The sequence below is a fragment of the Streptomyces sp. NPDC002784 genome (genome assembly GCF_053592135.1).
Genome location: NZ_JBSFVD010000031.1, coordinates 31,982 through 51,293 on the forward strand (window position 1 = coordinate 31,982; position 19,312 = coordinate 51,293).

A 19,312-nucleotide genomic window follows, 5' to 3' on the forward strand; every position below is an offset into this window, starting at 1 on the left:
GTCACCGGCGGCGCAGGAACGGCAGTTCCAGGGCCGTGCGCAGCATGGGGCCGACGGGGGTGTGCAGTCCGACGGTCCAGTCCTCCCAGGGCGTGGTGGCGCCGTCGAGGAAGCGCAGCAGGCGATCGCCGGGGAGGTGGCGGAACAGGCCGGTGAAGAAGGCGGGGCCGTCGATCCGCCCGGTGTCCAGGGCGCGGAGGAACACCGCGTCCATGGCGAGCGACCGCCACCGGTGGGGCGCGGGCACGACGGCCCGCCCCTCGCTCAGCGCGGTGGCGATGTCCCGGCTCTGCCGCTGCACGGCGGCGAAGGTGTAGCCGGTGGAGGGGCGGGTGGCGCCGCCCGCGGTGCCGATCCGGAAGACCGCCTCGCCGACCCGGCGGGGGAAGCGGCCGTCGGTCATGGGGATGGCGCCCTGTTCCGCGCCCTCCACGGTGAACCCGCCGAGGCGCAGGATCTCCCGGCTGTAGTGGCCGAGCGCCGCCTCGTACGCCGCGGTGGTCAGCGGGGTGCGGGAGAACTCGGTGTACTCGACCAGTGCCCGGTCCGGCGCCAGGGGCAGGACGTAGCCGAAGGCCAGCCCGTGGGGCGGCTGCGGTACCCGGAAGTCCATCAGGTCGGCGACCGCCGGATCGAAGCGGTCCTCGCGGGTACGGACGAACCAGCCGCGGAAGTGCTGCAGCAGCGCGGTGCGGGCGGGCGGCAGAGCACGCAGGGGGCGTGAGTCGAACACGTGGCGCCCGCGCAAGGTCAGCTGCCCGCCGTCGGGGGTCGAGCAGCGGACTTCCGCGCCGTCCCGCACGTTGCGTACGGCGTGCGCGGTGGCGCGCAGTACGCGCGTTGCGGGGGCCTCGGCCAGCCGGGTGTGCACCAGCTGCTCGAACCGGGTGGAGCGCAGCATGTGGTAGCGCAGGGGTGCCGGGTTCAGGGTGATCGCGTCGCCGTCGGTGCCGTGGACCCGCAGCCGGGACCAGGACGCGGTGACCGCTTCCTCGAAGTCGCCGGTCCCCCGGTCCCAGTAGCACCAGGTGCGTTCGGGCGGTCGCGGCGGTCCGTCCGGCGGCTCCACCACGGTCACACTGCGGGTACCGGCCGCCGTGAGCCGGTACGCGAGGCTGAGTCCGGCCGCGCCGCCGCCGACGATGACCACGTCGGACGCGGCGCCGGTGCCCGGCAGGGGTCGGGTCACCTGGCCCGCCGCCCGACGAGGGGCTCGCCGTCCGCGGCCGTACGTACGAGTTCGGCGTCGGTCGCCAGCGCGCTCACCATGGCGCCGACGAGCCGGTCCGCGAATCCCGTGTTCAGGTGACCCGGCCGGATGTCCAGCACGCGGATCCCGGCGCCGTGGGCCTCGCGCCGTACGGCGTCCAGCCAGGCGCCCAGCGCGGCCTTGGACGCGCTGTAGTCGGCCATCCTGGGCTGCGGACACTCGGCGACCACCCCGGTGAGCGCCGCGATCACCGAGCCGGGAGTCAGGACGTCGAGCGCGGCACGGAAGAACGCGGCGGGGGCGAGGAAGTTGACGGCCACCAGATGCTCCGCCACCTCGTCCCCGACCTCGTCGGCCGTGCCGAACGCGACCGCCCCGAACGCGGTCACCACGGCGTCCAGGCCGCCGAGTTCGGCGGCGGCGACGCGGACCGCACGCGCGCAGGACGCGGGATCGTACGCGTCGAAGAGCACCGACGGCACCCCGGGATGCGCCCCGCTGATCCGGGCCAGGCGGCTCCGGTCGCGGCCGGCGATCGCGGCGCGCGCTCCCTGCCGTACCAGCTCGGTGGTGAGGGCGGCACCGAGAGCGCCGGTGGCTCCGGCCACCAGTACACGTGCGCCTTTGATGTCCAAAACTCGCTCCGGTTCTGGGGATGTATCGGGACGGGAGGGGCCGGTGCGTTCCCGCGTGGTGGCTTCTGCCGACCGGGCTCGCACGGATGCACGCGCGCCCCTGGTCACGTCGGTGACGGCCCCCCGTGCACCAGCGACTCCACGGCCGCGACGGCCTCCGCCAGTCCGGAGGGACGGGGCAGCCCCGGCACCGTCTGGCCCGCCCAGCCGGGTCCGAGCGTCAGGACGAGCGGCTTCCTGCGGGAGCCGCGCACACCCCACTGCATCGAGGCGACGTGCTGGGCCAGGGGCCGGCTCGCCGTGGTGCGGGACTGCGCCCACAGGCCCACCGCGACGGGACCGGTCCGGCGTACCGCCGCGACGAGCGACTCCACGGGCAGGGCGCCGCCGAACATCCGTACCGGTATCCCGCGTTGGCTCAGCGCCACGGTCAGCACCTCCAGCGGCAGGGTGTGGTTCTCCCCCGGCACACAGGCGAGCAGCGTGGTGGCCCCGGGGCGGGGCGCCGCCGCGGCGGGCGCACCGCGGCGCAGCGCGCTGGAGACGTGCCAGGACAGGAAGTGCTCCACCTCGACGTACCGCTCGCCCGACCGTTCCCACTTGCGGCCGACCGCCTGGAGCGTGGGCACGATGATCTCGGTCCAGGCGGCGATCAGGCCGTGTTCCTCTATCGCGGCGGTGAGCAGCCCGTCCAGGGCGGCGGCGTCGAGGCGCAGGGCCGCTCGCGCGACGCCCTTGCACTCCTGGCGCGCGTCACCGAGGCGCAGGCCGCTGCCGGCCCGGTCGGGTTCGCGGGTCGCCGGCCGTTTCGGCGCGGCAGGGGGACGCCGGGCCGTGACGGGTTCCACCGGCGCTCCGCTGAGCGCGATGCGCGCGGCCTCGGCGGGGGGCAGCCCGCTCGCGGTCAGGGCGCACATCCGCTCCAGCCTCGCGACGTCGGCGGCGGTCCAGCGGCGGTGCCTGCCGCCGGTGCGGGCGTCGGGGCCGAGGCCGTAGCGGCGGTCCCACGAACGGACGGTGGTGGGGGCGACCCCGAGCCGCCTGGCGACCTCGCCGGTCGTCAGACCGCCTGCGCCGGCCGTGTCGTCATCAGCTTTGTCGGGGTCCACGGGGTTAGTGTACGTCGCGATAGCGACGCACAAACGACGCATGTTGTGCGCATCGTTTCCGATTCCAAGACTGGGTGGCACGCGGCGCCGCTCCCGTGCTCCCACGGCGACCGGTGACCGCCGGACGGCCTTCCGTCCCCGCCCATGCCGCACGGCAGGAGGAACCGGGCCATGACCGCGACCGCACGATCCACCACGTCGGTTCTACCACCGGTGGGCGCCCCGCCGCCGGAGGATACGCATGCCGAGGACGAACTGGCCCGTGGTCTGCGCGCCGCCGACGAGGACGTGTTCGCGGCGATCTACCAGCGCTGGGGCGCCCTGGTGCACACCATGGCCACCCGGTCCCTGGGCGACACCCACGAGGCCGAGGACGTGACCCAGCAGGTGTTCATCGGCGCCTGGCGCGGGCGGGCCGGTTTCCGCCCCGAGCGCGGGCCGCTGGGCGCATGGCTCGTCGGCATCACCCGACGCAAGATCGCCGACGCGCTCACCGCCAGAACCCGGCGCCTGAACCTGATCGACTCGGCCGCCCACGGCACCGACACCCCCCGGCCCGAGGGCGCGGCGATGGACGACAGCCTCGACCGGATCGTCCTGCTGCACGAGCTGTCCCGGCTGCCGCAACCCCAGCGCCAGGTCCTGGGCCTGGCGTTCTACGAGGACCTGACCCAGGCCCAGATCGCCGAACGCACCGGCATGCCGCTCGGCACCGTGAAGAGCCACGCCCGCCGCGGCCTGCACCGGCTGCGACTGGTGCTCGAACAGGCACCCGTCGAAGGCGCGGACGTCCGGCCCTGCTCACCGGACGACGCAGGCCGCATCCGCCACAGCCCCCGGACCAGAAGTCCCAGCACCTCCCCCGATCGGGAGGCGCACTCCTCGAAGGGATGATCACCATGATCCCCCGGACCTCCGTCACCCTCGGCGCTCTGGCCGGCGCCTGCACCCTGCCCCTCGGCGTGACCACGCCCGCCCTGGCGGCCCCCGCCGCGGAGGACGACACGGCCGTGGTGTCCTTCTTCCACGGCGTGCCCGGTCTGACCGTGGACGTCTACGCCAACGGCGACGCACTCCTCAGCGACTTCGAGCCCGGCACGATCACCGACCCGCGGTCCCTCGACGCCGGCACCTACGACATCCAGGTCTTCGAAGCGGGCAAGGGCCCCGACGGCGCACCGGCCGTCGAGAGGAAGATCGAGGTGCCCGAGGGGGCGGACGCCACCGTCGCCGCCCACCTCTCCGCCGACGGCGAACCCCGGCTGACGGCCTTCGTCAACGACGTCTCCAAGGTCGACGCGGGCAAGTCGCGCCTGACCGTGCGCCATGTGGCCGCCGCGCCGGCGGTGGACGTCCGGGCCGGCGGACAGCCGGTGTTCAAGGGGCTGGAGAACCCCAAGGAGGACACCACCCTGGTCGACGCCGGTGCCGTCTCCGCCGATGTCGTGCTCGCCGGGACGGACACCGTCGCCGTCGGCCCGGCGGACCTGAACCTCCAGGAGGGCACCAGCAACGTCGTCTACGCCTGGGGCAGCGCCGCGGACGAGAACCTGGCACTCAAGACCCAGACGTTCAGCGGCATGGAAACCGCACCGAAGGCGGTGCACGCGGGCGGCAACGGCGCCGCCGTCGCCGGTGACTCCGCCGGCGAGTGGCCGGCCTGGGCCGCCGCGGCAGGCGTGGTCACCCTGAGCGTCCTGGTGGTTCGCCGCGTCTCCGGCCGCCGTGCGTAAAACCGCTCGACCCCTCAGCGGCCGGATCACGGCCTTGGCCGCACTGGCGGTCCTGACGACAGCACCCGCGCCGTCAGGGCCGCCTTCGCATCCCGCCGACTTCGGCCGGCCGGCAGCCGCCGCGGTCCAGGACACCTCGGCGCCCCGGGCCGGCACCGAGCGCCGCACTCCGCGGCCCTCGCGCGTTCTCGTGCCCGGGACCGGACTCGACGCCCGGGTCCGCCCGGTGGGCCTGACCCGGGAGGGCGCCATGGCCGTACCCGCCGACCCGTCGGTGGCGGGGTGGTACCGCTTCGGTCCCGTGCCGGGAAGCGGGCGGGGCTCGGCCGTGCTGGTCGGGCACGTGGACAGCGACACCGGGGCCCTGGGCGAGTTCGCCGCGCTGTACGACGTACGCCCCGGCGACCGCGTCGAGGTACGCCGCGACGGCGCCCGCCCGGTGGTCCACCGCGTGACGTCGCGCACGACGGTGCCCAAGGACGATCTGCCCTCCTCCGTGTTCCGCCGCACCGGCGCCCCGGTCCTCACCCTCATCACCTGCGCACCTCCCTTCGTCCCCGAGCAGGGCGGATACCTGTCCAACCTCGTCGTCACGGCGCAGCCGTCCCCGGCCTGAGCGGCCCGCGACCAGCACAAGAACACGGGAGACGGGAGGGCAGCGGTGACACACGTCGATCACGCGCACCTGCTGGAGCTGGCGCTGGGCAACGCCGGGCGGTCCGAGGACGCCGTCGCCCTGCGGCACCTGGCCGTCTGCGTGCTCTGCCGGCAGGAACTGGCCCGCGTGACCAGGGTGGTCACCGCCGCATCCGAGGTCGACCTGTCGGACCTGGCGACTCCGCCTCCGGAACGGCTGTGGGAACGCATCAAGCGAGAGCTGGCCGAACCCACGGACCGCGCGAAGCCCCCACGCTCGCAGTCCGAGCAATGAATAATCGCAGTCGCTCGGTATCGGGACGACCTCGTCGGTCGACGGACAGTGAGGGGACAGAGATGACACCGCGGTGGGGGCTCGGCGTGGCGATGGCCGCCGGGGCGTCGGCGTTGCTGCTGCTGACGGGATGCAGCCAGCCAACGGACTACAGCGAGATCGTCACGTTCACCGATGAACACGGCCGGGCCTGCACCGCGGCGGTGGTCGTCGATCAGGAACAGAGCGAGGGCGACGACTACGAGATCTCCAGCCTCGACTGCGACTACCCGCCGGAGGGCCGTACGCCGGGGGCCGGCGGCTACTCTCCCCTGCCGGAGCGGGACGAGGACTGATCGCAGGCGGCGTCAAGTGGCGCTGCTGAGCAGGCCGTAGGGCCGTTCGATCCGGTGTTCGCCGAGGAGCGCGCGTACGGCTGTGACGTCAGCGGGGGTTGCCCGCCCGGGGTGCCGCAGCCGTACGCGGACGGTGTCGGCGACCTCGGAGGTGCGGCCGTCGGGGGTCCGGTCCGCCCTCCTCGGCGGCGGCGAAGCCGTGGCGGCTGCGCCGGCGGTCCACGACGTGGCCGGGTGTGCGGTAGCAGGTGCCGGAGTGGACGACCGTGGTGCCGCCGACCGGGCGGCCCACCGGCAGGACCAGCGGCGGACTGCCGAGCGCGAGGGTGGCTCCGGCGTCCCGGTAGAGGTCGGTGAAGCGGTCCAGCGGGGCCCTGCGCCCGAACGACGCGGCTGTGTGGTCGTCGGCCCGCCTGGCTTCCCGTCAGCCGCGCCCGTGTCGTGCGGTGGGGCAGCAGGACCGTCTCGGCGCGGGCCACGCGGTCCACCCGGACCGGGCGGTCGCGCTGTTCGTCGCTCAGGCGGACCCGGCCCGGCATCCTCTCCTTGAACGTCGTTCCCCGGGTGGTCACCAGGCACCGTCCCGGCGTTGGCGGGCGCGCGCGAGGTCGTCGAGCATGATGCGTTCCGTGGCCGACGGGTAGGCGTCCGCGGCGGCGCGGGCCGCCGCCCGGTCACCGGCGGCCACGGCGTCGAAGACCGGTGCCGGCCGGTCGTGGGCGGCCTCCGCTCCGGCGAACGGTCCGACCGGCGCCGCGCGCACCGGCAGGTAGGCGTTGAACAGGGTGTTGGTCAACAGCACCTACACCCGTTGCCGGTCGCCCGGGCGAGGGCGCGGTGCACCTCGGCATCCGCGAGCTGCGCGGCCTCGCCGCCTGAGCTGCGCGGACCGCCGCCATCAGGGCGCGCAGTTCGGTGACTTGAGCCGGTGCGGCGCGGGCGGCGGCGCGCTCCGCGATCAACGCGCCGATGGAGCGCCGGACTTCGAAGATCTCACCGATCCGGTCCGGCCTGTGCCCCACGGGCATCGGCAGCAGGTCCGCCCCGCCCAGGCGCAGGAAGTCCCGCACTCGGGTAGCTCCCCGCGGGGTGACGGCCGCCGAGGATGTCCTCCCGCAGCCGCTTCTCCAGCACATCGACCGTACTCCCCCGCGGCAGCGCACCCATCCCGGCTCCCCTGCAGTGGCTCAGTGGATGAGCCTCTGAACCACTGAGGGAAGACGGGCGTCAACGCCTGTGCACCCAACTCCCCTTCTACCGGGCCCCGTTCAGGCGCGGCAGCGGAGCATCTCCAGGGGCGGGTGGGCGAGGACGTCCGCCCAGAAGTCCTCGCCGAACTCCCGGAGGCCGGCCTCGGACACCTGCAGCGGAACCCACTCCAGCGCACCGAACCCGCTCGCCCGCAGACACGACTCGTAGACCTCGCGGCGCGGGGCCGTGCTGACGATGGTGATCGGCTGCGGGTCGAGCAGGGCCGTGACCCGCACCCGCGGGCCCGTCTCGATCTCCTCGCCGGTGGGCTCGCAGCGGAACCCGTACTTGTCCAGGGACGGACAGTCGAAGCGGTAGTCGGGCTTCTGGGCGAGCACGAAGAACTCCCCGCCCGGCACCAGGCTGCGGTGGATGTTCCGGCACATCCGCTCCATCGCGGCGATGTCCTCGGCGTAGTTGAGGCACTGCACCCCCAGCGCGATGTCGAAACGCCGGTCCAGGGGCCGCAGTTCACCCACGTCTCCGACCTCGTAGCGGACCCCGAGCGGATCGCGCTGCTCCATCTCCCGTGCGGCGGCGATCATCTCGGCGGAGATGTCGACCCCGAAGACGTCCGTCGCGCCCCGCCGCTTGAACTCACGGCTGTAGAAGCCGGTGCCGCACGCCAGGTCGAGCACCGACTTGCCGGTCACGTCCCCGACCATGCCCAGGAAGCTCGGCACCTCCCCGTACCGCATCAGCGGCAAGGACTTGAACCCCTCGAATGCCTCGCCGATCCGGTCGTACTGCTGCACGCCCACGTGCTGCCCCCTTCTGCGCTTCCTCCGGTACACGGCCCTGCCGGACCCCGCTTTCCGGGGCCCTCGGCCGTGGCAGCGAGTCTTCACCGGCGCGCTCGGCAGGCCGTACTGGCAGATGACACGAAGAAGTCGAGGGGGTGAGCCTCGGATCAACCAACAGACGTACGCCGGACGCCCGGACGGAACATGCGCCGACAACGCATGTGGCCCGCCCCGATGTTCGGGACGGGCCACATATCCGAGCGCCGGGCAGGCCTTGCACCTGCATCTCCCCGCAGGAAGCGGGGCGTCTTTCCTTGGACCACCAACGCAGAACCGGAGCGCCGGGCTTCCGGCGGACCGCTCAAGATCGACTATACAGCATTCCGGGGTGCCGCGCCCGTCGCCGAGTCACCTCCCAGCGCGTCGCGCGGCTCTCCGGCCCCGCACCGCGCGGACACCTCGATCCCGATCTTCATCCGAGGGGCGGCCAGGCCGCACGTCAGCATCGTGGCGGCCGGGCGGACGCCGTATGCGGCTGAAGAGCGACGAGAACCCTCTGCTCACCCACCTGCTGGGGATGGGGACGGTCAGCCGACCGGTCCGCGAGAGCCCGCACCGCCGGACGCCAGCCTCTTCCAGGTGAATTGCCCGGTCTCGTTGACTTCGAGGCGGGGATGCGCGGTAACTCCCGATCGGGTTCTTACACGGTGTGGGCCCCGATGCCGAAGGAGAGCAGCCATGCGCGTACGCGTCACTCTCGTCCCCGCCGCCCTGACCGCCACGGTTCTCGCCGCCGCCGGTGACTCCGCCGCCCACGACGGCCCCGGAGTGCATGTCTCCAACAACGCGCCCGTGGTCACCGTGGTCAACACCGTCGAGATCAACGACCCGCTGGAGGACGTGCTGGAGCACACCCTCAACTTCGGAGACGGCTACAGCTGGGACTGACCCCCTGCCCGGCCCGAGACCCGGGCGCCGCCGGTGCGCGCCCCGGCGCGTGTGCGGGCGTGCGCCGTCCTTGCGCCCCTGGGGAGCGCTTGTCAGCCGACCTGATCAGGCACTACTGTCACCACGCCTTGGTGAACGGGAAATCCGGTGTGATGCCGGTGCGGCCCTCGCCACTGTGATCGGGAAGTCCGGCTCCGGCCCTCGCGGGCAGCCACTGGGTCCTCGGACCCGGGAAGGCGGAGTACGGGCGGTGTCACCCGTCAGCCAGGAGACCGGCCAAGGCGCGTCAACCATCCACGAGGTGCTGGAGAGGGTCTGCTGAGCCATGCACATAGCCGAGGGATTTCTGCCTCCGGCGCACGCCGTCGCCTGGGGCGTCGCGTCCGCGCCGTTCGTCGTCCACGGAGTCCGGTCGCTCACCCGTGAGGTCAGGGAACACCCGGAGAGCACCCTGCTCCTCGGCGCCTCCGGGGCCTTCACCTTCGTCCTGTCCGCTCTCAAGCTGCCCTCCGTGACCGGGAGCTGCTCCCACCCCACCGGCACCGGCCTGGGCGCCATCCTCTTCCGGCCGCCGATCATGGCGGTCCTGGGCACCATCACCCTGCTCTTCCAGGCGCTGCTGCTCGCGCACGGCGGCCTGACCACCCTCGGCGCCAACGTCTTCTCCATGGCGATCGTCGGGCCCTGGGCCGGATACGCCGTCTACAAGCTGCTACGGCGCTACGACGTGCCGCTGATGGGCGCCGTGTTCTGCGGCGCGTTCGTCGCCGACCTGTCCACCTACTGCGTCACCAGCGTCCAGCTGGCGCTCGCGTTCCCCGACCCGAGCAGCGGATTCCTGGGCGCGCTCGGCAAGTTCGGCTCCATCTTCGCCGTCACCCAGATCCCGCTCGCGGTGAGCGAGGGACTTCTCACCGTGCTCGTGATGCGGCTGCTGGTGCAGTCCAGCAAGGGAGAACTGACCCGGCTCGGCGTGCTCCTGACCGACGGCAAGCGGGCCCGGACCGAGTCGAGCGAGGCGGTGGCCCGATGAGCCGCAACACGAAGATCAACCTGCTGCTCCTGCTGGCCGTGGCACTGCTCGCGGTGATGCCGCTCGTGCTCGGTCTCGGCGACCACAAGGAGGAGCCGTTCGCGGGCGCCGACGCCGAGGCGGAGACGGCGATCACCGAGATCGACCCGGACTACGAACCCTGGTTCTCGCCCCTGTACGAACCTCCGTCCGGGGAGATCGAGTCGGCGCTGTTCGCCCTCCAGGCAGCGCTCGGCGCGGGCGTCCTGTGCTACTACTTCGGCCTGCGGCGCGGCCGCAAGCAGGGTGAACAGCGGGCGCTGGAACGGGATGCCGTGGGCGCGCGGGGTGCCGGGGAGTCCGACCGCGAAGGGGTCTGATCCCCGGTGCTGCCGATCGACGCGGCGGCGCACAGCAGTCGCTGGCGCCGGCGCCATCCCGTGGACAAGGCCGTGCTCGGGCTCGGCCTGACCGTGCTCGCGATCTCCCTGCCGCCGTGGCCGGGGGCCGCCCTGGTCGTGGTGACGTCCCTGGTCGTTCTGCTCGGTCCGGCGGGTGTGCCGGGCCGGAAGCTGTGGCGCGCCTACCGGGTCCCGCTGGGTTTCTGTGTGACCGGTGCGGCCACGCTGCTCGTCCAGGTGGGCGGGCCGCAGGGGTTCGTCTCCCTCGCCGACGACGGTCCGCTGCGCGCCGGGGAGTTGCTGCTGCGCACCTCGGCGGCCTCCCTGGGCGTGCTGCTGTTCGCGTTCACCACGCCGATGTCGGATCTGCTGCCCCGGCTGGTGAAGGCCGGAGTGCCGGCGGCCGTGGTCGACGTGGCGCTGGTGACGTACCGGATGAGCTTCCTGCTGCTGGACTCGATGCGCCGGGTCCGGGAGGCGCAGGCCGCGCGGCTCGGGCACACCACGCGGGCCGCGACCTGGCGGTCCCTGGGCGGGCTCGGGGCCACCGCCTTCGTGCGGGCCTTCGAGCGGGCCGTGCGGCTGCAGTCCGGGCTCGCCGGACGCGGCTACGACGGCACGCTGCGCGTGCTGGTGCCCGAGGCCCGCGTCTCCGCCCGTTTCACGGCCGCGAGCTGCGGGCTCCTCGTCGCGCTGGCCGCCCTCACCCTCGTACTGGAAGGCCCCCTGTCATGAGCGAGTTGATCGCCCTCCAAGGCGCGTCCTACGCCTACGAGGAAGGACCGGTCGTGCTCGACGGGCTGGACTTCGAGGTGTGCGAGGGGCGGGCGCTGGCCCTGCTCGGACGCAACGGCAGCGGCAAGACCACGCTGATGCGGCTGCTGAGCGGCGGACTGCGGCCGCGCACGGGCCGGTTGACCGTCGAGGGGAAGCCGGTCTCGTACGACCGCAAGGGGCTGACCCGGCTGCGGACCACCGTGCAGCTGGTGGTGCAGGATCCGGACGATCAGCTGTTCGCGGCGTCCGTCGGGCAGGACGTGTCCTTCGGGCCGCTCAATCTCGGGCTCACCGACACCGAGGTGCGCGGGCGGGTCGAGGAGGCGCTGGCGGCGCTGGACATCACGGCGTTGGCCGACCGGCCGACCCATCTGCTCTCCTACGGTCAGCGCAAGCGGACGGCCATCGCGGGCGCGGTGGCGATGCGGCCACGGGTGCTGATCCTCGACGAGCCGACCGCCGGGCTCGATCCGGACGGGCAGGAACGGCTGCTCGCCACGCTGGAGCGGCTGCGGGCGAGCGGTACGACGGTGGTCATGGCCACCCATGACGTCGATCTCGCGCTGCGCTGGGCCGATGACGCGGCGATGCTCACTCCGGGGGGCGTCCGCACAGGGCCCGCGCCGGAGATGCTGGCCCGTACGGATCTCCTGCGGGCAGCGGGGCTGCGGTTGCCGTGGGGGGTGGCCGCGGCACAACTGCTCCGCGAGCAAGGGCTGTTGGGTGACGGTGTTCCAGGTCCCCGTACCCCTGACGAACTCGCCGCGCTGATCGCGTCGATACCGGCCGACGGCTGACGCACCCGGCGAGGAAAAGGAATTGCCGTGCGCGTCCGGCTCACGTTGGCTGGGCGGCATGGCTGAACTGCGTACCGATCACCTCGTCCTGCGCCACTGGCGGGACTCCGACCTGGAACCCTGGGCGGCGATGAACGCCGATCCCGCCGTGCGGGAGCATCTGGGCGCGGCGCTGACCCGCGAGCAGAGCGACGCCTCCGTGGCGCGCTTCCTGGCCGAGTTCGACCGGCGAGGCCATGGCTGGTGGGCGGTGGAGGTGCGCGCCACGGGTGAGTTCATCGGCTTCGCGGGCCTGGACGAGGTGGAGGACGACACCCCCTTCGACGGGGTGGAGATCGGCTGGCGGCTCGCCCGTCCCGCCTGGGGGCAGGGGTACGCGACCGAGTCCGCCAGGGCGGTCCTGGCGTACGGCTTCGACACCCTCGCGCTGCCGGAGATCTTCGCCGTGACCACGGCCACCAACTTCCGTTCGCAGGCGGTGATGCGCCGCATCGGCATGACCCGCGTCCCCGAGTACGACTTCGACGACCTCACGGCACCGGCAGGGCCCCTGCGTCCGAACGTGGTGTACCGCAAGAGGCCGCCCGTCCGGACCTAGGACTCCGGCCCTCGTTCCACGGGACCTCAAGATCACCCGTACGCCCGATGCCGCTCTCTGCGGGCGGGAGCGATCCTGCGGGTGGAGACCTGCCAGAAGGAGTTCATCATGTCGTACCCGGAAGACCTCCCGTACCCGCCGACCCGCTACCACGGCGACGAGGGCGAGGTGAACGCCGTCTTCCGCCCGGCCGACACCCCGCCGGACATCTCCTCGCCCGGCGGCTCGACGCACTACCTCGCCACCAGCCTGTCGACCGGCGGCGAATTCGGCCTGTACAAGGCGGAGTTGGCGCCACGGTCCGCCGGGGCGAAGACCCACTTCCACAAGACCATCTCGGAGTCCTTCTACGTCCTCTCGGGCGAACTGGAGCTCTACAACGGCGAGAAGTGGGTCACCGGCCGCGCGGGCGACTTCCTGTACGTGCCGGTCGGCGGCCTGCACGCCTTCAAGAACGCGACCGACGAGCCGACGTCCATGCTCATGCTCTTCTCCCCCGGCGCCCCGCGCGAGGAGTACTTCGAACAGGTCGCGGAGATGGCACAGCGCGGCGGCGAGGAACTCAAGCGGTTCCGCGTCCGCCACGACAGCTACTTCGTCGAGGACTTCCAGTAGTCACGCGATCGTCAGTGGCAGAGTCGTGAAGGTGTGTCCTTCCCACAGGCGGCGGGACGCTTCCTCCGGGTAAGCGGTGACCGTGGGTTCGGTGTCGAGGAGCTGCACGAGACGCCGTTCGGTGTCGTAGGCGGGCCAGCCGGGGTCTCCCTCGGTCGCGAAGGCGGTCCAGGCGGAGCGGATGCGGGCGGACAGCGCCTCGGTCCCGGGGGAGGGCTCGGGGCCGATCAGCAGGGCGCCGAGGCCGTCGTAGACGCCGAAGGTGAGGGGGATGTCCAGGCCGTGGCAGGCGCCCAGGGCACCGCCGCCCGCGGGAACCGGCCAGGTCAGCTCGTAGACGTGGGCGCGACCGCCGCCGGCCGCCTGCGCCTCGGCCAGGTGCAGCGTGGGCATGCGGAACAGCCAGTCGGAGAGGACGAGTTCGAAGAGGCGCTCCGCCGAGGCGTCCGGGAAGACGGCGCGGTAGGCCCGCCCGGCGTCCGGGGTCGGCCCGAACAGGCGCAGGGCGGTGGCCGCGAGGGTGTCGTCCACCTGGCCGAGCAGACCGCGGAGCAGGAGGAACAGCCGGTACTCGTCCCGGGTGTGCCCGGCGATCAGGTCCACGTCCCGGGCGGCACCGCCCGCCAGCGCCTCCCACGGGGTGCGGGTCAGGATCTCGCCGTCGACGACCGGTGAGTACGGCGTCGAGGTGTGGGCGACCGCCCCCCAGCGGTCCGCGTACTCACGCATCCGGCCGCCCAGCGCCACCCCCGCCTCGGGCAGCTTGCGCGGATCCACGCCCGACAGGTCGGCCACCGTGGGCCGCAGCCCCACCTGCCCGGCGAGCGCCCCGGCGATGTCCACGGCCAGCTCGTCCGAGAAGAACGTGCCGGGCACGCTCTGGACGATGGCCCGCCGGAACAGGCCCCGCGTCCGGTCCATGGCCATCAGCGCGGCGATCGACCCGGCACCGGCCGACTCCCCGAAGACGGTGACCCGGTCGGGGTCTCCGCCGAATGCGCCGATGTTCTCGCGCACCCACTCCAGCGCCGCGACCTGGTCGAGCAGGCCACGGTTGGCGGGGGCGCCCTCGATCCGGGCGAACCCCTCGATGCCGACCCGGTAGTTGCAGGTGACGACGACCAGGTCACCGTCGCGTGAGAGGCGTCCGCCGTCGTAGGCGGCGTCGTCGGCGGAGCCGAACTTGTAGGCGCCGCCGTAGATCCAGACCATCACCGGTCGGCGGGCCGCCATGTCCGCGTCCGGCGTCCAGACGTTGACGGTGAGCCAGTCGTCTCCGGTGGCGGCGCCGCCCACAGTCTTGTCCTCGGGGCCGAAGGGCTCCTGCGGGGGCGGAGGGCCGTAGGCGAACGCCTCCCGCACTCCGTCCCAGCGGCGCGCCGGGCGGAGTGCCGCGAAGCGCGCGTCCCCCACCGGCGGCTGGGCGTACGGGATGCCGCGGAAGACCACCGAGCCTGCCTCGCGGCGCCCGCGCACGGCTCCTGACGCCGTCCTGACCTCTGCGTGTGCGGAACTGTTCATGAATGCTCCTCCAGCGACGGTCCGCCTCGGCCCGGTCATCTTGTCAGAACCGGTAGCCGGTGCAGTCGGTGACGTGGACGTATCCGAGGCGCTGGTAAAGGGCGTTGCTGGTGGGGTTGGCCGGGTCGGCGAACAGGACGACGTCGGTGGCGCCCGCGGTCAGCGCGGCACGGCTCACTTCGGCCGTCACGGCGCCCGCGTAGCCGCGGCCCCGGAGGGGGGCCGGGGTGTAGACGGGGTCCACCCGGACCATGCCGCCGGTCATCGAGGTCACGGCCGCCATGGACGCGGGGGTGCCGTCGGGGGTCTCCCAGAAGGTGAAGTGCCGGTCGCCGAAGCGCGATTCCTCCCAGGAGCCGGCGTCGATCAGGTCGAGGGATGCCTGCTCCCCGACCTCGACGCAGAACTCACGGCACCAGCGGATGATTTGGTGCCGGTCCTTCTCGTCCGTGGCGCGGCCCCGGCCCTCGGGGAGCGGCTGCGGTGGGGTGAGCGTGCCGAGCCGGTAGAGATGGGTCCGCCAGAAGGGGACCGGTTCGGTGCCCGTGTGCCGCTGCCATGACCCGGCGAACGCGGTGGCGGTGTCGTGGTCCGCGATGACGTCGGAGAGGGAGACGTTGAGGCCGGACAGATGGGCGGCGAGGGTTCCGGCCTGCCCGGCGGTGAGGTGGGTGAGGGTGAGCCGGCCGCGGGGGGTGCGGTAGAAGACGGCGCGGATGTCGCCTTCCGATTCCAGTCGGCCGAAGAGTGTGGTTCCGGCGCCGGGTGCGTCCGCCCCTCGTCTCCGCAGCTTCGCCATGTCCGTCAGCGGTGTGTTGTGCAGGGCGGGACGCGAGCGGAGGAAGTCCCCGGCCCGGGCGAGGAAGTCGTCGAGGTCCTCGGTGAGGTGCCAGTCGTTTGGGCGCATGCTGCATGATCTCCGAAGTGCCGGGCTCCGGTGCGTACTTGTCCGGCGATCAGCAACCGCTGTGGCCGGATTCGCTGCCTGGCGGGGGTGATCGGCCGCCGGGCGGCACTGGTGGCCCACTTGGATTCCGTCCCGGCCCAGGCGTACGGGCACGGGCCCCCGGTAGGCGCCCGGAGACGGGCTCACGCGTCCGCCGGGGCCGCGAGTTCGTCCGTGCCGCGTGCTTCCCGTACCCGGGAGAAGGCCAGGAACACCGCCTGAAGGACCGCCCCGGACAGTCCCACCCACAACGCGAACCGATAGCCGACCTGATCGGCCAGCACTCCCCCGAGCGGTGCCCCCACGGCCATCATGCCCCAGTTGAACGACCGCATCGTGGCGTTCATCCGCCCGCGCAGCCCCGCGGGAGTCACCGCCTGCCGGTAACTCAGTTCCACGGGGCTCTCGACCGCGATGGCCAGGGAGACCAGGAAGAAGGCCGCCGACACCGCCGGCAGCGCCCAACTCCCCTCCTGCGCGAGGACGATCGGCAACCAGCCGACCGCGGCCGCCACCCGGAAGACGATCAGCGTGACACCGACGTCGAACCGCCTCAGCACCCGCCCGGACAGCGCCCCGCCGAGCACGGCCCCCACCCCCGCGCACGCGTACGTGACCCCGAGGCCGAGGTCGCCGACCCGCAGCTCGCGCAGCGCGTAGACCACGAAGACCGTGCTGACCATGGTGTTGAAGAACAGCATCGCGTGCGAGGTCAGCGCGATGGGCGCCAGCGTGCGGTGCCGGTAGACCCAGGCCATCCCTTCCCGCACCTCACTGCCCAGCCCGCGGCGCGCCCCGCGATCGGGGACCGGGTCGGGGGCCTTGACGGCCATCAGCAGCAGGCCGGACACGAGGTAGGTGAGGGCGTCCAGCAACACCGCGAGCGGCGCGCCCAGGTACTTGATCAGGACCCCGGCGATCAACGGCCCGGTCGAACCGGCCACGGCACTGGCCTGCTCCGTGCGGGCGTAACCGGCGCTCAGCAGCTGCCGCGGGACGAGCTGAGGGAGGTACGACTGGTTGGCCGCCTCGAACAGCAGGCTCAGCAGTCCGACGGTGAAGACGAGCAGGCACAGTGTCCCGATGCCGAGCAGGTCCAGCACGTGGAGCAGCGGGATCGCGGCGAGTACGACGCCCCGCGCAAGATCCGTGCCGACCAGCATGGGCTTGCGCCGGCAGCGGTCGACCAGGACGCCCGCCAGAAGCCCGAAGAGCAGGTACGGCAGCCAGCGGGCGGCGTTGACCAGGCCGACCTCCGTCGCCGAGGCGCTCAGGGTGACGGCGGTGAGGATCTGCAGGGCGAGCCCTGTGATCTGGGAACCGAACGCCGACACCGCGGAGGCGGTCCAGAAGAGGGGGTATCCGGGGACGTCCACCAGTCGCGGCATGATCGGACCGTAGCGATGTCCTTGCCGTGGCGGCAGAGGGCGGTCGCGTCGCGCCTCACTGTCGATGCGCGCCCTAGCGGCGGCCGCTGTGTTCGAGGCGGTTGGTCAGGCGGTGGGCCTGGTTGAGGAGGGTGCCGTACGTCGCCAGGCCGTCGGGGTCGTCCGGCGCCGCGTCGGGGAGGCGTCGGCGCAGGTCGTCGAGGGTGCGGCGCAGGACCTCGGTGGCCTCCCGGAGCGGGGGGTCCGGGTCTTCGTCGGGGGTGAAGCGGGCGCTCGTGCACCAGTGCAGGGCGTGGGCCGTCCGGTGCAGGAAGTCGGCGTAGGGGCCGGTGATCTCGCGTCCCGGCCACCGCGGGTCGTCCTCCTGGGCGGACACCTCCAGGATGGTGCGGGTGACACCCGCCGCGTGGACGGCGACGTCGTCGAGGACGGTGAGGACATCGTCGTAGTGCTGCTCGGGGAGGGCCGCGCCGGACCTGCGGCGGCGCGGGTTGGCGCGCAGGCTCTCCCGGCTCCAGCCGACCGCGGAGCGCGCCTCGCCGACCAGGCGTTCCAGGCGCAGGGCCCGATCGTGCCAGCCGGTGGCCTCGTCCGGGTCCGGTCGGCCCCGCGCGAGGCCGTCGGCGACAGCGCCCAGGAGGTCCTGCGCCTCGCGGGCCGCGTTGTCCAGGGCCGCGCGGGTGTCGCGCAGGTAGAGCGGGGGCCGGATCAGCGCGTTCACCGCGATGCCGACCACCGCGCCGAAGACCGCCTCGGCGATCCGGGCGCCCGCCGCGCCGACCCCGATCGGGCCGCTGGTCAGTACGAACAGGGCGGCTGTGGCGGCGTAGATGCCCTGGTTGCCCAGCCGCCGCCAGTTGCCCAGCAGCACCGCGGCCGGGAGGACCAGGGCCATCGCGACGAGGGTGGAGTCCAGCACCATGGCGCAGGCGGTGGCCACGATCGTGCCCGTGGCGATCGCGGCGAGCTGCTGCAAGCCGTGTGCGATCGACCGGTACACGGTCGACTCCACCAGCACGATCGCCACCCAGGGCGCCATGAACCCCATCGGCGCCTGGAGCCACCAGCCGACCACGGCCCACGCGACGCCCGCGGCCAGCGCCGCCTTCGCCGCCTGGAACGCCACATCACGCTCCCGGCCGGGCTCCTTCCACGCCCGTCGCACGCTTCGTCCGGCGCCCCGCGCATGGCGCCGCGCCGCTGACACCGTTTTCTGAAACCACCGCATCACGGGCCAGGTGCCACGCAGGGCGCATTCGATGCCTGCGGATGTGCGACCGCTTGCCCGCCGCGGCTCCGCTTCGACGCGATCCCCGAGCGTCCTGGCCTCCGACGCACCGCTCCCATTCACCGTTCCGATACCGCGCGCTCCCTCCACACCGCCACCGTTCACCATCCCGCCACAGCCGCGCCGTTGACGCGCGTAGCGCTTGGCCTCAGGCTGGTCAGCGGTCGCCGCCGCGAGGGCGGTGGTCACCGCAACCGGAAGTCGACGACCCGGAGGTCTGGATGTTCAGACGGATGGCACGTTTCCTCACCGCGTTTGTCATGATCACGTCGGGTGCAGTGGTCGGCGTCGGCGCCACCGCGGGCACCGCGCACGCCGACGAGTGCTACACCTGGAGCCGCACCCTCTCCCAGGGCGCCTCCGGCGGCGATGTCACTCAGCTCCAGATCCGGGTCGCCGGCTGGGTCACCTCCGGCGAGCGCCTCTCCTACGACGGCCAGTACGGCGCCCGCACGGCCGCCGCCGTGAAGAAGTTCCAGTCCGCCTACGGCCTCGCCGCCGACGGAGTCGCGGGACCGGCAACCTTCAGCAAGCTCTACGCGCTCCAGGACGCGGACTGCACCCCGATCCACTTCAGCTACGCCGAGCTCAACCGCTGCAACTCCGACTGGTCCGGCGGCGCGGTCTCCGCGGCCACCGCCAAGGCGAACGCGCTGAAGACCATGTGGAAACTGGAGGCCATGCGGCGCGCGCTCGGCGACGTCCCGCTCACCGTCTCCAGCGGCTTCCGCTCCTACGCCTGCAACAACGCCGTCGGCGGCTCGTCCACCAGCCGCCACCTCTACGGCGACGCCGCCGACCTCACCGGCTCCCCCACCCTGTGCCGCCTCGCCCAGCAGTCCCGCACCCACGGCTTCTCGGAGATCCTCGGCCCGGGCTACCCCGGCCACAACGACCACACCCACGTGGCGTTCGACCCCTCCCCCTACTGGTCAGCCCCCACCTGCGGGATCTGAGCCGTCGTGGTCAGAGCCGGCGGCTAGTACTGCAACGGTGCTTGCCGTGACTGCTGGCCAGCTCGGTCGTTGATGTGGTCATGGGTGGGGACCTTGCTGATGTCAGGTTGTGGGCTGG

The 19,312-nt window shown here is 72.8% G+C and carries 23 protein-coding genes, 1 tRNA gene and 1 riboswitch; of the genes, 13 read left to right on the plus strand and 11 right to left on the minus strand.

From position 1 onward, the window contains the following. Nucleotide 1 precedes the first annotated feature (1 nt). From ACWD1Z_RS32685 to ACWD1Z_RS32695, 3 genes are all read right to left on the minus strand, one after another. Nucleotides 2–1,189: an FAD-dependent oxidoreductase gene (locus ACWD1Z_RS32685; protein ID WP_451123740.1), complete on the minus strand. Its 1,188-nt coding sequence runs from the start codon at nt 1,187–1,189 to the stop codon at nt 2–4. Continuing rightward, nucleotides 1,186–1,818, minus strand: a complete 633-nt coding sequence (locus tag ACWD1Z_RS32690) for an SDR family NAD(P)-dependent oxidoreductase (RefSeq protein WP_451123742.1) — start codon at nt 1,816–1,818, stop codon at nt 1,186–1,188. Before ACWD1Z_RS32690 ends, ACWD1Z_RS32685 begins: the two co-directional genes overlap by 4 nt. Before the next feature lie 131 nt (nt 1,819–1,949). Beyond that, nucleotides 1,950–2,954, minus strand: coding sequence for a MerR family transcriptional regulator (locus ACWD1Z_RS32695; RefSeq protein ID WP_451123744.1), 1,005 nt, complete (start codon nt 2,952–2,954; stop codon nt 1,950–1,952). A 171-nt stretch (nt 2,955–3,125) separates the two neighbouring features. Between ACWD1Z_RS32695 and ACWD1Z_RS32700 the strand changes: the two genes are divergently transcribed. The 5 genes from ACWD1Z_RS32700 to ACWD1Z_RS32720 all read left to right on the plus strand — a co-directional run bounded on the left by ACWD1Z_RS32700 (nt 3,126) and on the right by ACWD1Z_RS32720 (nt 5,953). Continuing rightward, nucleotides 3,126–3,848: an RNA polymerase sigma factor gene (locus tag ACWD1Z_RS32700; RefSeq protein WP_451123746.1), complete on the plus strand. Its 723-nt coding sequence runs from the start codon at nt 3,126–3,128 to the stop codon at nt 3,846–3,848. A 5-nt stretch (nt 3,849–3,853) separates the two neighbouring features. Next, nucleotides 3,854–4,687 (plus strand): DUF4397 domain-containing protein, encoded by an 834-nt coding sequence (locus ACWD1Z_RS32705; RefSeq protein WP_451123748.1) that lies wholly within the window; start codon nt 3,854–3,856, stop codon nt 4,685–4,687. Between the two features lie 34 nt (nt 4,688–4,721). Continuing rightward, entirely contained in the window at nt 4,722–5,303 is a 582-nt protein-coding gene (locus ACWD1Z_RS32710) for a class F sortase (protein ID WP_451123750.1), read from the plus strand. 45 nt (nt 5,304–5,348) lie between these two features. Beyond that, nucleotides 5,349–5,618 (plus strand): hypothetical protein, encoded by a 270-nt coding sequence (locus ACWD1Z_RS32715; RefSeq protein ID WP_451123752.1) that lies wholly within the window; start codon nt 5,349–5,351, stop codon nt 5,616–5,618. A gap of 62 nt (nt 5,619–5,680) precedes the next feature. After that, a complete protein-coding gene (locus ACWD1Z_RS32720; protein WP_451123754.1) occupies nt 5,681–5,953 on the plus strand; it encodes a hypothetical protein in 273 nt (90 codons plus the stop codon). Between the two features lie 88 nt (nt 5,954–6,041). Here the strand turns inward: ACWD1Z_RS32720 and ACWD1Z_RS32725 are convergent, their stop codons facing one another. From ACWD1Z_RS32725 to ACWD1Z_RS32740, 4 genes are all read right to left on the minus strand, one after another. Beyond that, nucleotides 6,042–6,320 (minus strand): GMC family oxidoreductase N-terminal domain-containing protein, encoded by a 279-nt coding sequence (locus ACWD1Z_RS32725; protein WP_451123784.1) that lies wholly within the window; start codon nt 6,318–6,320, stop codon nt 6,042–6,044. A gap of 201 nt (nt 6,321–6,521) precedes the next feature. Further along, nucleotides 6,522–6,749: a hypothetical protein gene (locus tag ACWD1Z_RS32730; RefSeq protein ID WP_451123756.1), complete on the minus strand. Its 228-nt coding sequence runs from the start codon at nt 6,747–6,749 to the stop codon at nt 6,522–6,524. Nucleotides 6,750–7,221: 472 nt separating this feature from the next. Continuing rightward, complete coding sequence (locus ACWD1Z_RS32735; RefSeq protein ID WP_451123758.1) at nt 7,222–7,965, minus strand: class I SAM-dependent methyltransferase; 744 nt, start codon at nt 7,963–7,965, stop codon at nt 7,222–7,224. Between the two features lie 241 nt (nt 7,966–8,206). After that, nucleotides 8,207–8,276, minus strand: a tRNA-Gly gene (locus ACWD1Z_RS32740). Nucleotides 8,277–8,685: 409 nt separating this feature from the next. Here ACWD1Z_RS32740 and ACWD1Z_RS32745 point away from each other — a divergent pair. The 7 genes from ACWD1Z_RS32745 (at nt 8,686) to ACWD1Z_RS32775 (ending at nt 13,095) form a co-directional block, all read left to right on the plus strand. Continuing rightward, the gene (locus ACWD1Z_RS32745) at nt 8,686–8,895 is read left to right on the plus strand and encodes a hypothetical protein (RefSeq protein WP_451123760.1); all 210 of its coding nucleotides are present in this window, start codon (nt 8,686–8,688) and stop codon (nt 8,893–8,895) included. Nucleotides 8,896–9,007: 112 nt separating this feature from the next. After that, nucleotides 9,008–9,190, plus strand: a riboswitch (cobalamin riboswitch). Nucleotides 9,191–9,220: 30 nt separating this feature from the next. After that, nucleotides 9,221–9,928, plus strand: a complete 708-nt coding sequence (locus ACWD1Z_RS32750) for an energy-coupling factor ABC transporter permease (RefSeq protein WP_389419543.1) — start codon at nt 9,221–9,223, stop codon at nt 9,926–9,928. Then, nucleotides 9,925–10,287: an energy-coupling factor ABC transporter substrate-binding protein gene (locus tag ACWD1Z_RS32755; RefSeq protein ID WP_451123762.1), complete on the plus strand. Its 363-nt coding sequence runs from the start codon at nt 9,925–9,927 to the stop codon at nt 10,285–10,287. Before ACWD1Z_RS32750 ends, ACWD1Z_RS32755 begins: the two co-directional genes overlap by 4 nt. 6 nt (nt 10,288–10,293) lie before the next feature. Further along, nucleotides 10,294–11,043 carry a cobalt ECF transporter T component CbiQ gene (gene cbiQ, locus ACWD1Z_RS32760; protein ID WP_451123764.1) on the plus strand — a complete coding sequence of 250 codons (750 nt, stop codon included), beginning with the start codon at nt 10,294–10,296 and terminating at the stop codon, nt 11,041–11,043. Beyond that, on the plus strand, nt 11,040–11,882 hold the full coding sequence (locus ACWD1Z_RS32765) for an energy-coupling factor ABC transporter ATP-binding protein (protein WP_451123766.1): 843 nt from the start codon (nt 11,040–11,042) through the stop codon (nt 11,880–11,882). The genes cbiQ and ACWD1Z_RS32765 overlap by 4 nt, the downstream gene beginning before the upstream one ends. A 58-nt stretch (nt 11,883–11,940) precedes the next feature. After that, the gene (locus tag ACWD1Z_RS32770) at nt 11,941–12,480 is read left to right on the plus strand and encodes a GNAT family N-acetyltransferase (RefSeq protein ID WP_451123768.1); all 540 of its coding nucleotides are present in this window, start codon (nt 11,941–11,943) and stop codon (nt 12,478–12,480) included. Nucleotides 12,481–12,588: 108 nt separating this feature from the next. After that, nucleotides 12,589–13,095 (plus strand): cupin domain-containing protein, encoded by a 507-nt coding sequence (locus ACWD1Z_RS32775; protein WP_451123770.1) that lies wholly within the window; start codon nt 12,589–12,591, stop codon nt 13,093–13,095. Here ACWD1Z_RS32775 and ACWD1Z_RS32780 read toward each other — a convergent pair whose 3' ends face one another. From ACWD1Z_RS32780 to ACWD1Z_RS32795, 4 genes are all read right to left on the minus strand, one after another. After that, nucleotides 13,096–14,616 (minus strand): carboxylesterase/lipase family protein, encoded by a 1,521-nt coding sequence (locus tag ACWD1Z_RS32780; protein WP_451123772.1) that lies wholly within the window; start codon nt 14,614–14,616, stop codon nt 13,096–13,098. A 43-nt stretch (nt 14,617–14,659) separates the two neighbouring features. Next, nucleotides 14,660–15,523, minus strand: coding sequence for a GNAT family N-acetyltransferase (locus ACWD1Z_RS32785; protein WP_451123774.1), 864 nt, complete (start codon nt 15,521–15,523; stop codon nt 14,660–14,662). A gap of 182 nt (nt 15,524–15,705) precedes the next feature. After that, nucleotides 15,706–16,950 (minus strand): MFS transporter, encoded by a 1,245-nt coding sequence (locus ACWD1Z_RS32790; RefSeq protein ID WP_451123776.1) that lies wholly within the window; start codon nt 16,948–16,950, stop codon nt 15,706–15,708. Nucleotides 16,951–17,023: 73 nt separating this feature from the next. Continuing rightward, nucleotides 17,024–18,178, minus strand: coding sequence for an FUSC family protein (locus tag ACWD1Z_RS32795; protein ID WP_451123778.1), 1,155 nt, complete (start codon nt 18,176–18,178; stop codon nt 17,024–17,026). 281 nt (nt 18,179–18,459) lie between these two features. On the opposite strand from ACWD1Z_RS32795, the gene ACWD1Z_RS32800 reads away from it, so the two are divergent. After that, nucleotides 18,460–19,194: a D-Ala-D-Ala carboxypeptidase family metallohydrolase gene (locus ACWD1Z_RS32800; protein WP_451123780.1), complete on the plus strand. Its 735-nt coding sequence runs from the start codon at nt 18,460–18,462 to the stop codon at nt 19,192–19,194. Nucleotides 19,195–19,312 lie beyond the last annotated feature (118 nt).

Bases quoted from the DNA above. Each gene is read 5' to 3' on its own strand.
- ACWD1Z_RS32700 (WP_451123746.1), top strand. From the start codon at position 3,126: ATGACCGCGACCGCACGATCCACCACGTCGGTTCTACCACCGGTGGGC.
- ACWD1Z_RS32750 (WP_389419543.1), top strand. From the start codon at position 9,221: ATGCACATAGCCGAGGGATTTCTGCCTCCGGCGCACGCCGTCGCCTGG.
- ACWD1Z_RS32770 (WP_451123768.1), top strand. From the start codon at position 11,941: ATGGCTGAACTGCGTACCGATCACCTCGTCCTGCGCCACTGGCGGGAC.
- ACWD1Z_RS32785 (WP_451123774.1), bottom strand. From the start codon at position 15,523: ATGCGCCCAAACGACTGGCACCTCACCGAGGACCTCGACGACTTCCTC.
- ACWD1Z_RS32795 (WP_451123778.1), bottom strand. From the start codon at position 18,178: ATGCGGTGGTTTCAGAAAACGGTGTCAGCGGCGCGGCGCCATGCGCGG.
- ACWD1Z_RS32775 (WP_451123770.1), top strand. From the start codon at position 12,589: ATGTCGTACCCGGAAGACCTCCCGTACCCGCCGACCCGCTACCACGGC.
- ACWD1Z_RS32705 (WP_451123748.1), top strand. From the start codon at position 3,854: ATGATCCCCCGGACCTCCGTCACCCTCGGCGCTCTGGCCGGCGCCTGC.
- ACWD1Z_RS32780 (WP_451123772.1), bottom strand. From the start codon at position 14,616: ATGAACAGTTCCGCACACGCAGAGGTCAGGACGGCGTCAGGAGCCGTG.
- ACWD1Z_RS32800 (WP_451123780.1), top strand. From the start codon at position 18,460: ATGTTCAGACGGATGGCACGTTTCCTCACCGCGTTTGTCATGATCACG.
- ACWD1Z_RS32755 (WP_451123762.1), top strand. From the start codon at position 9,925: ATGAGCCGCAACACGAAGATCAACCTGCTGCTCCTGCTGGCCGTGGCA.
- ACWD1Z_RS32790 (WP_451123776.1), bottom strand. From the start codon at position 16,950: ATGCCGCGACTGGTGGACGTCCCCGGATACCCCCTCTTCTGGACCGCC.
- ACWD1Z_RS32765 (WP_451123766.1), top strand. From the start codon at position 11,040: ATGAGCGAGTTGATCGCCCTCCAAGGCGCGTCCTACGCCTACGAGGAA.
- ACWD1Z_RS32745 (WP_451123760.1), top strand. From the start codon at position 8,686: ATGCGCGTACGCGTCACTCTCGTCCCCGCCGCCCTGACCGCCACGGTT.
- ACWD1Z_RS32720 (WP_451123754.1), top strand. From the start codon at position 5,681: ATGACACCGCGGTGGGGGCTCGGCGTGGCGATGGCCGCCGGGGCGTCG.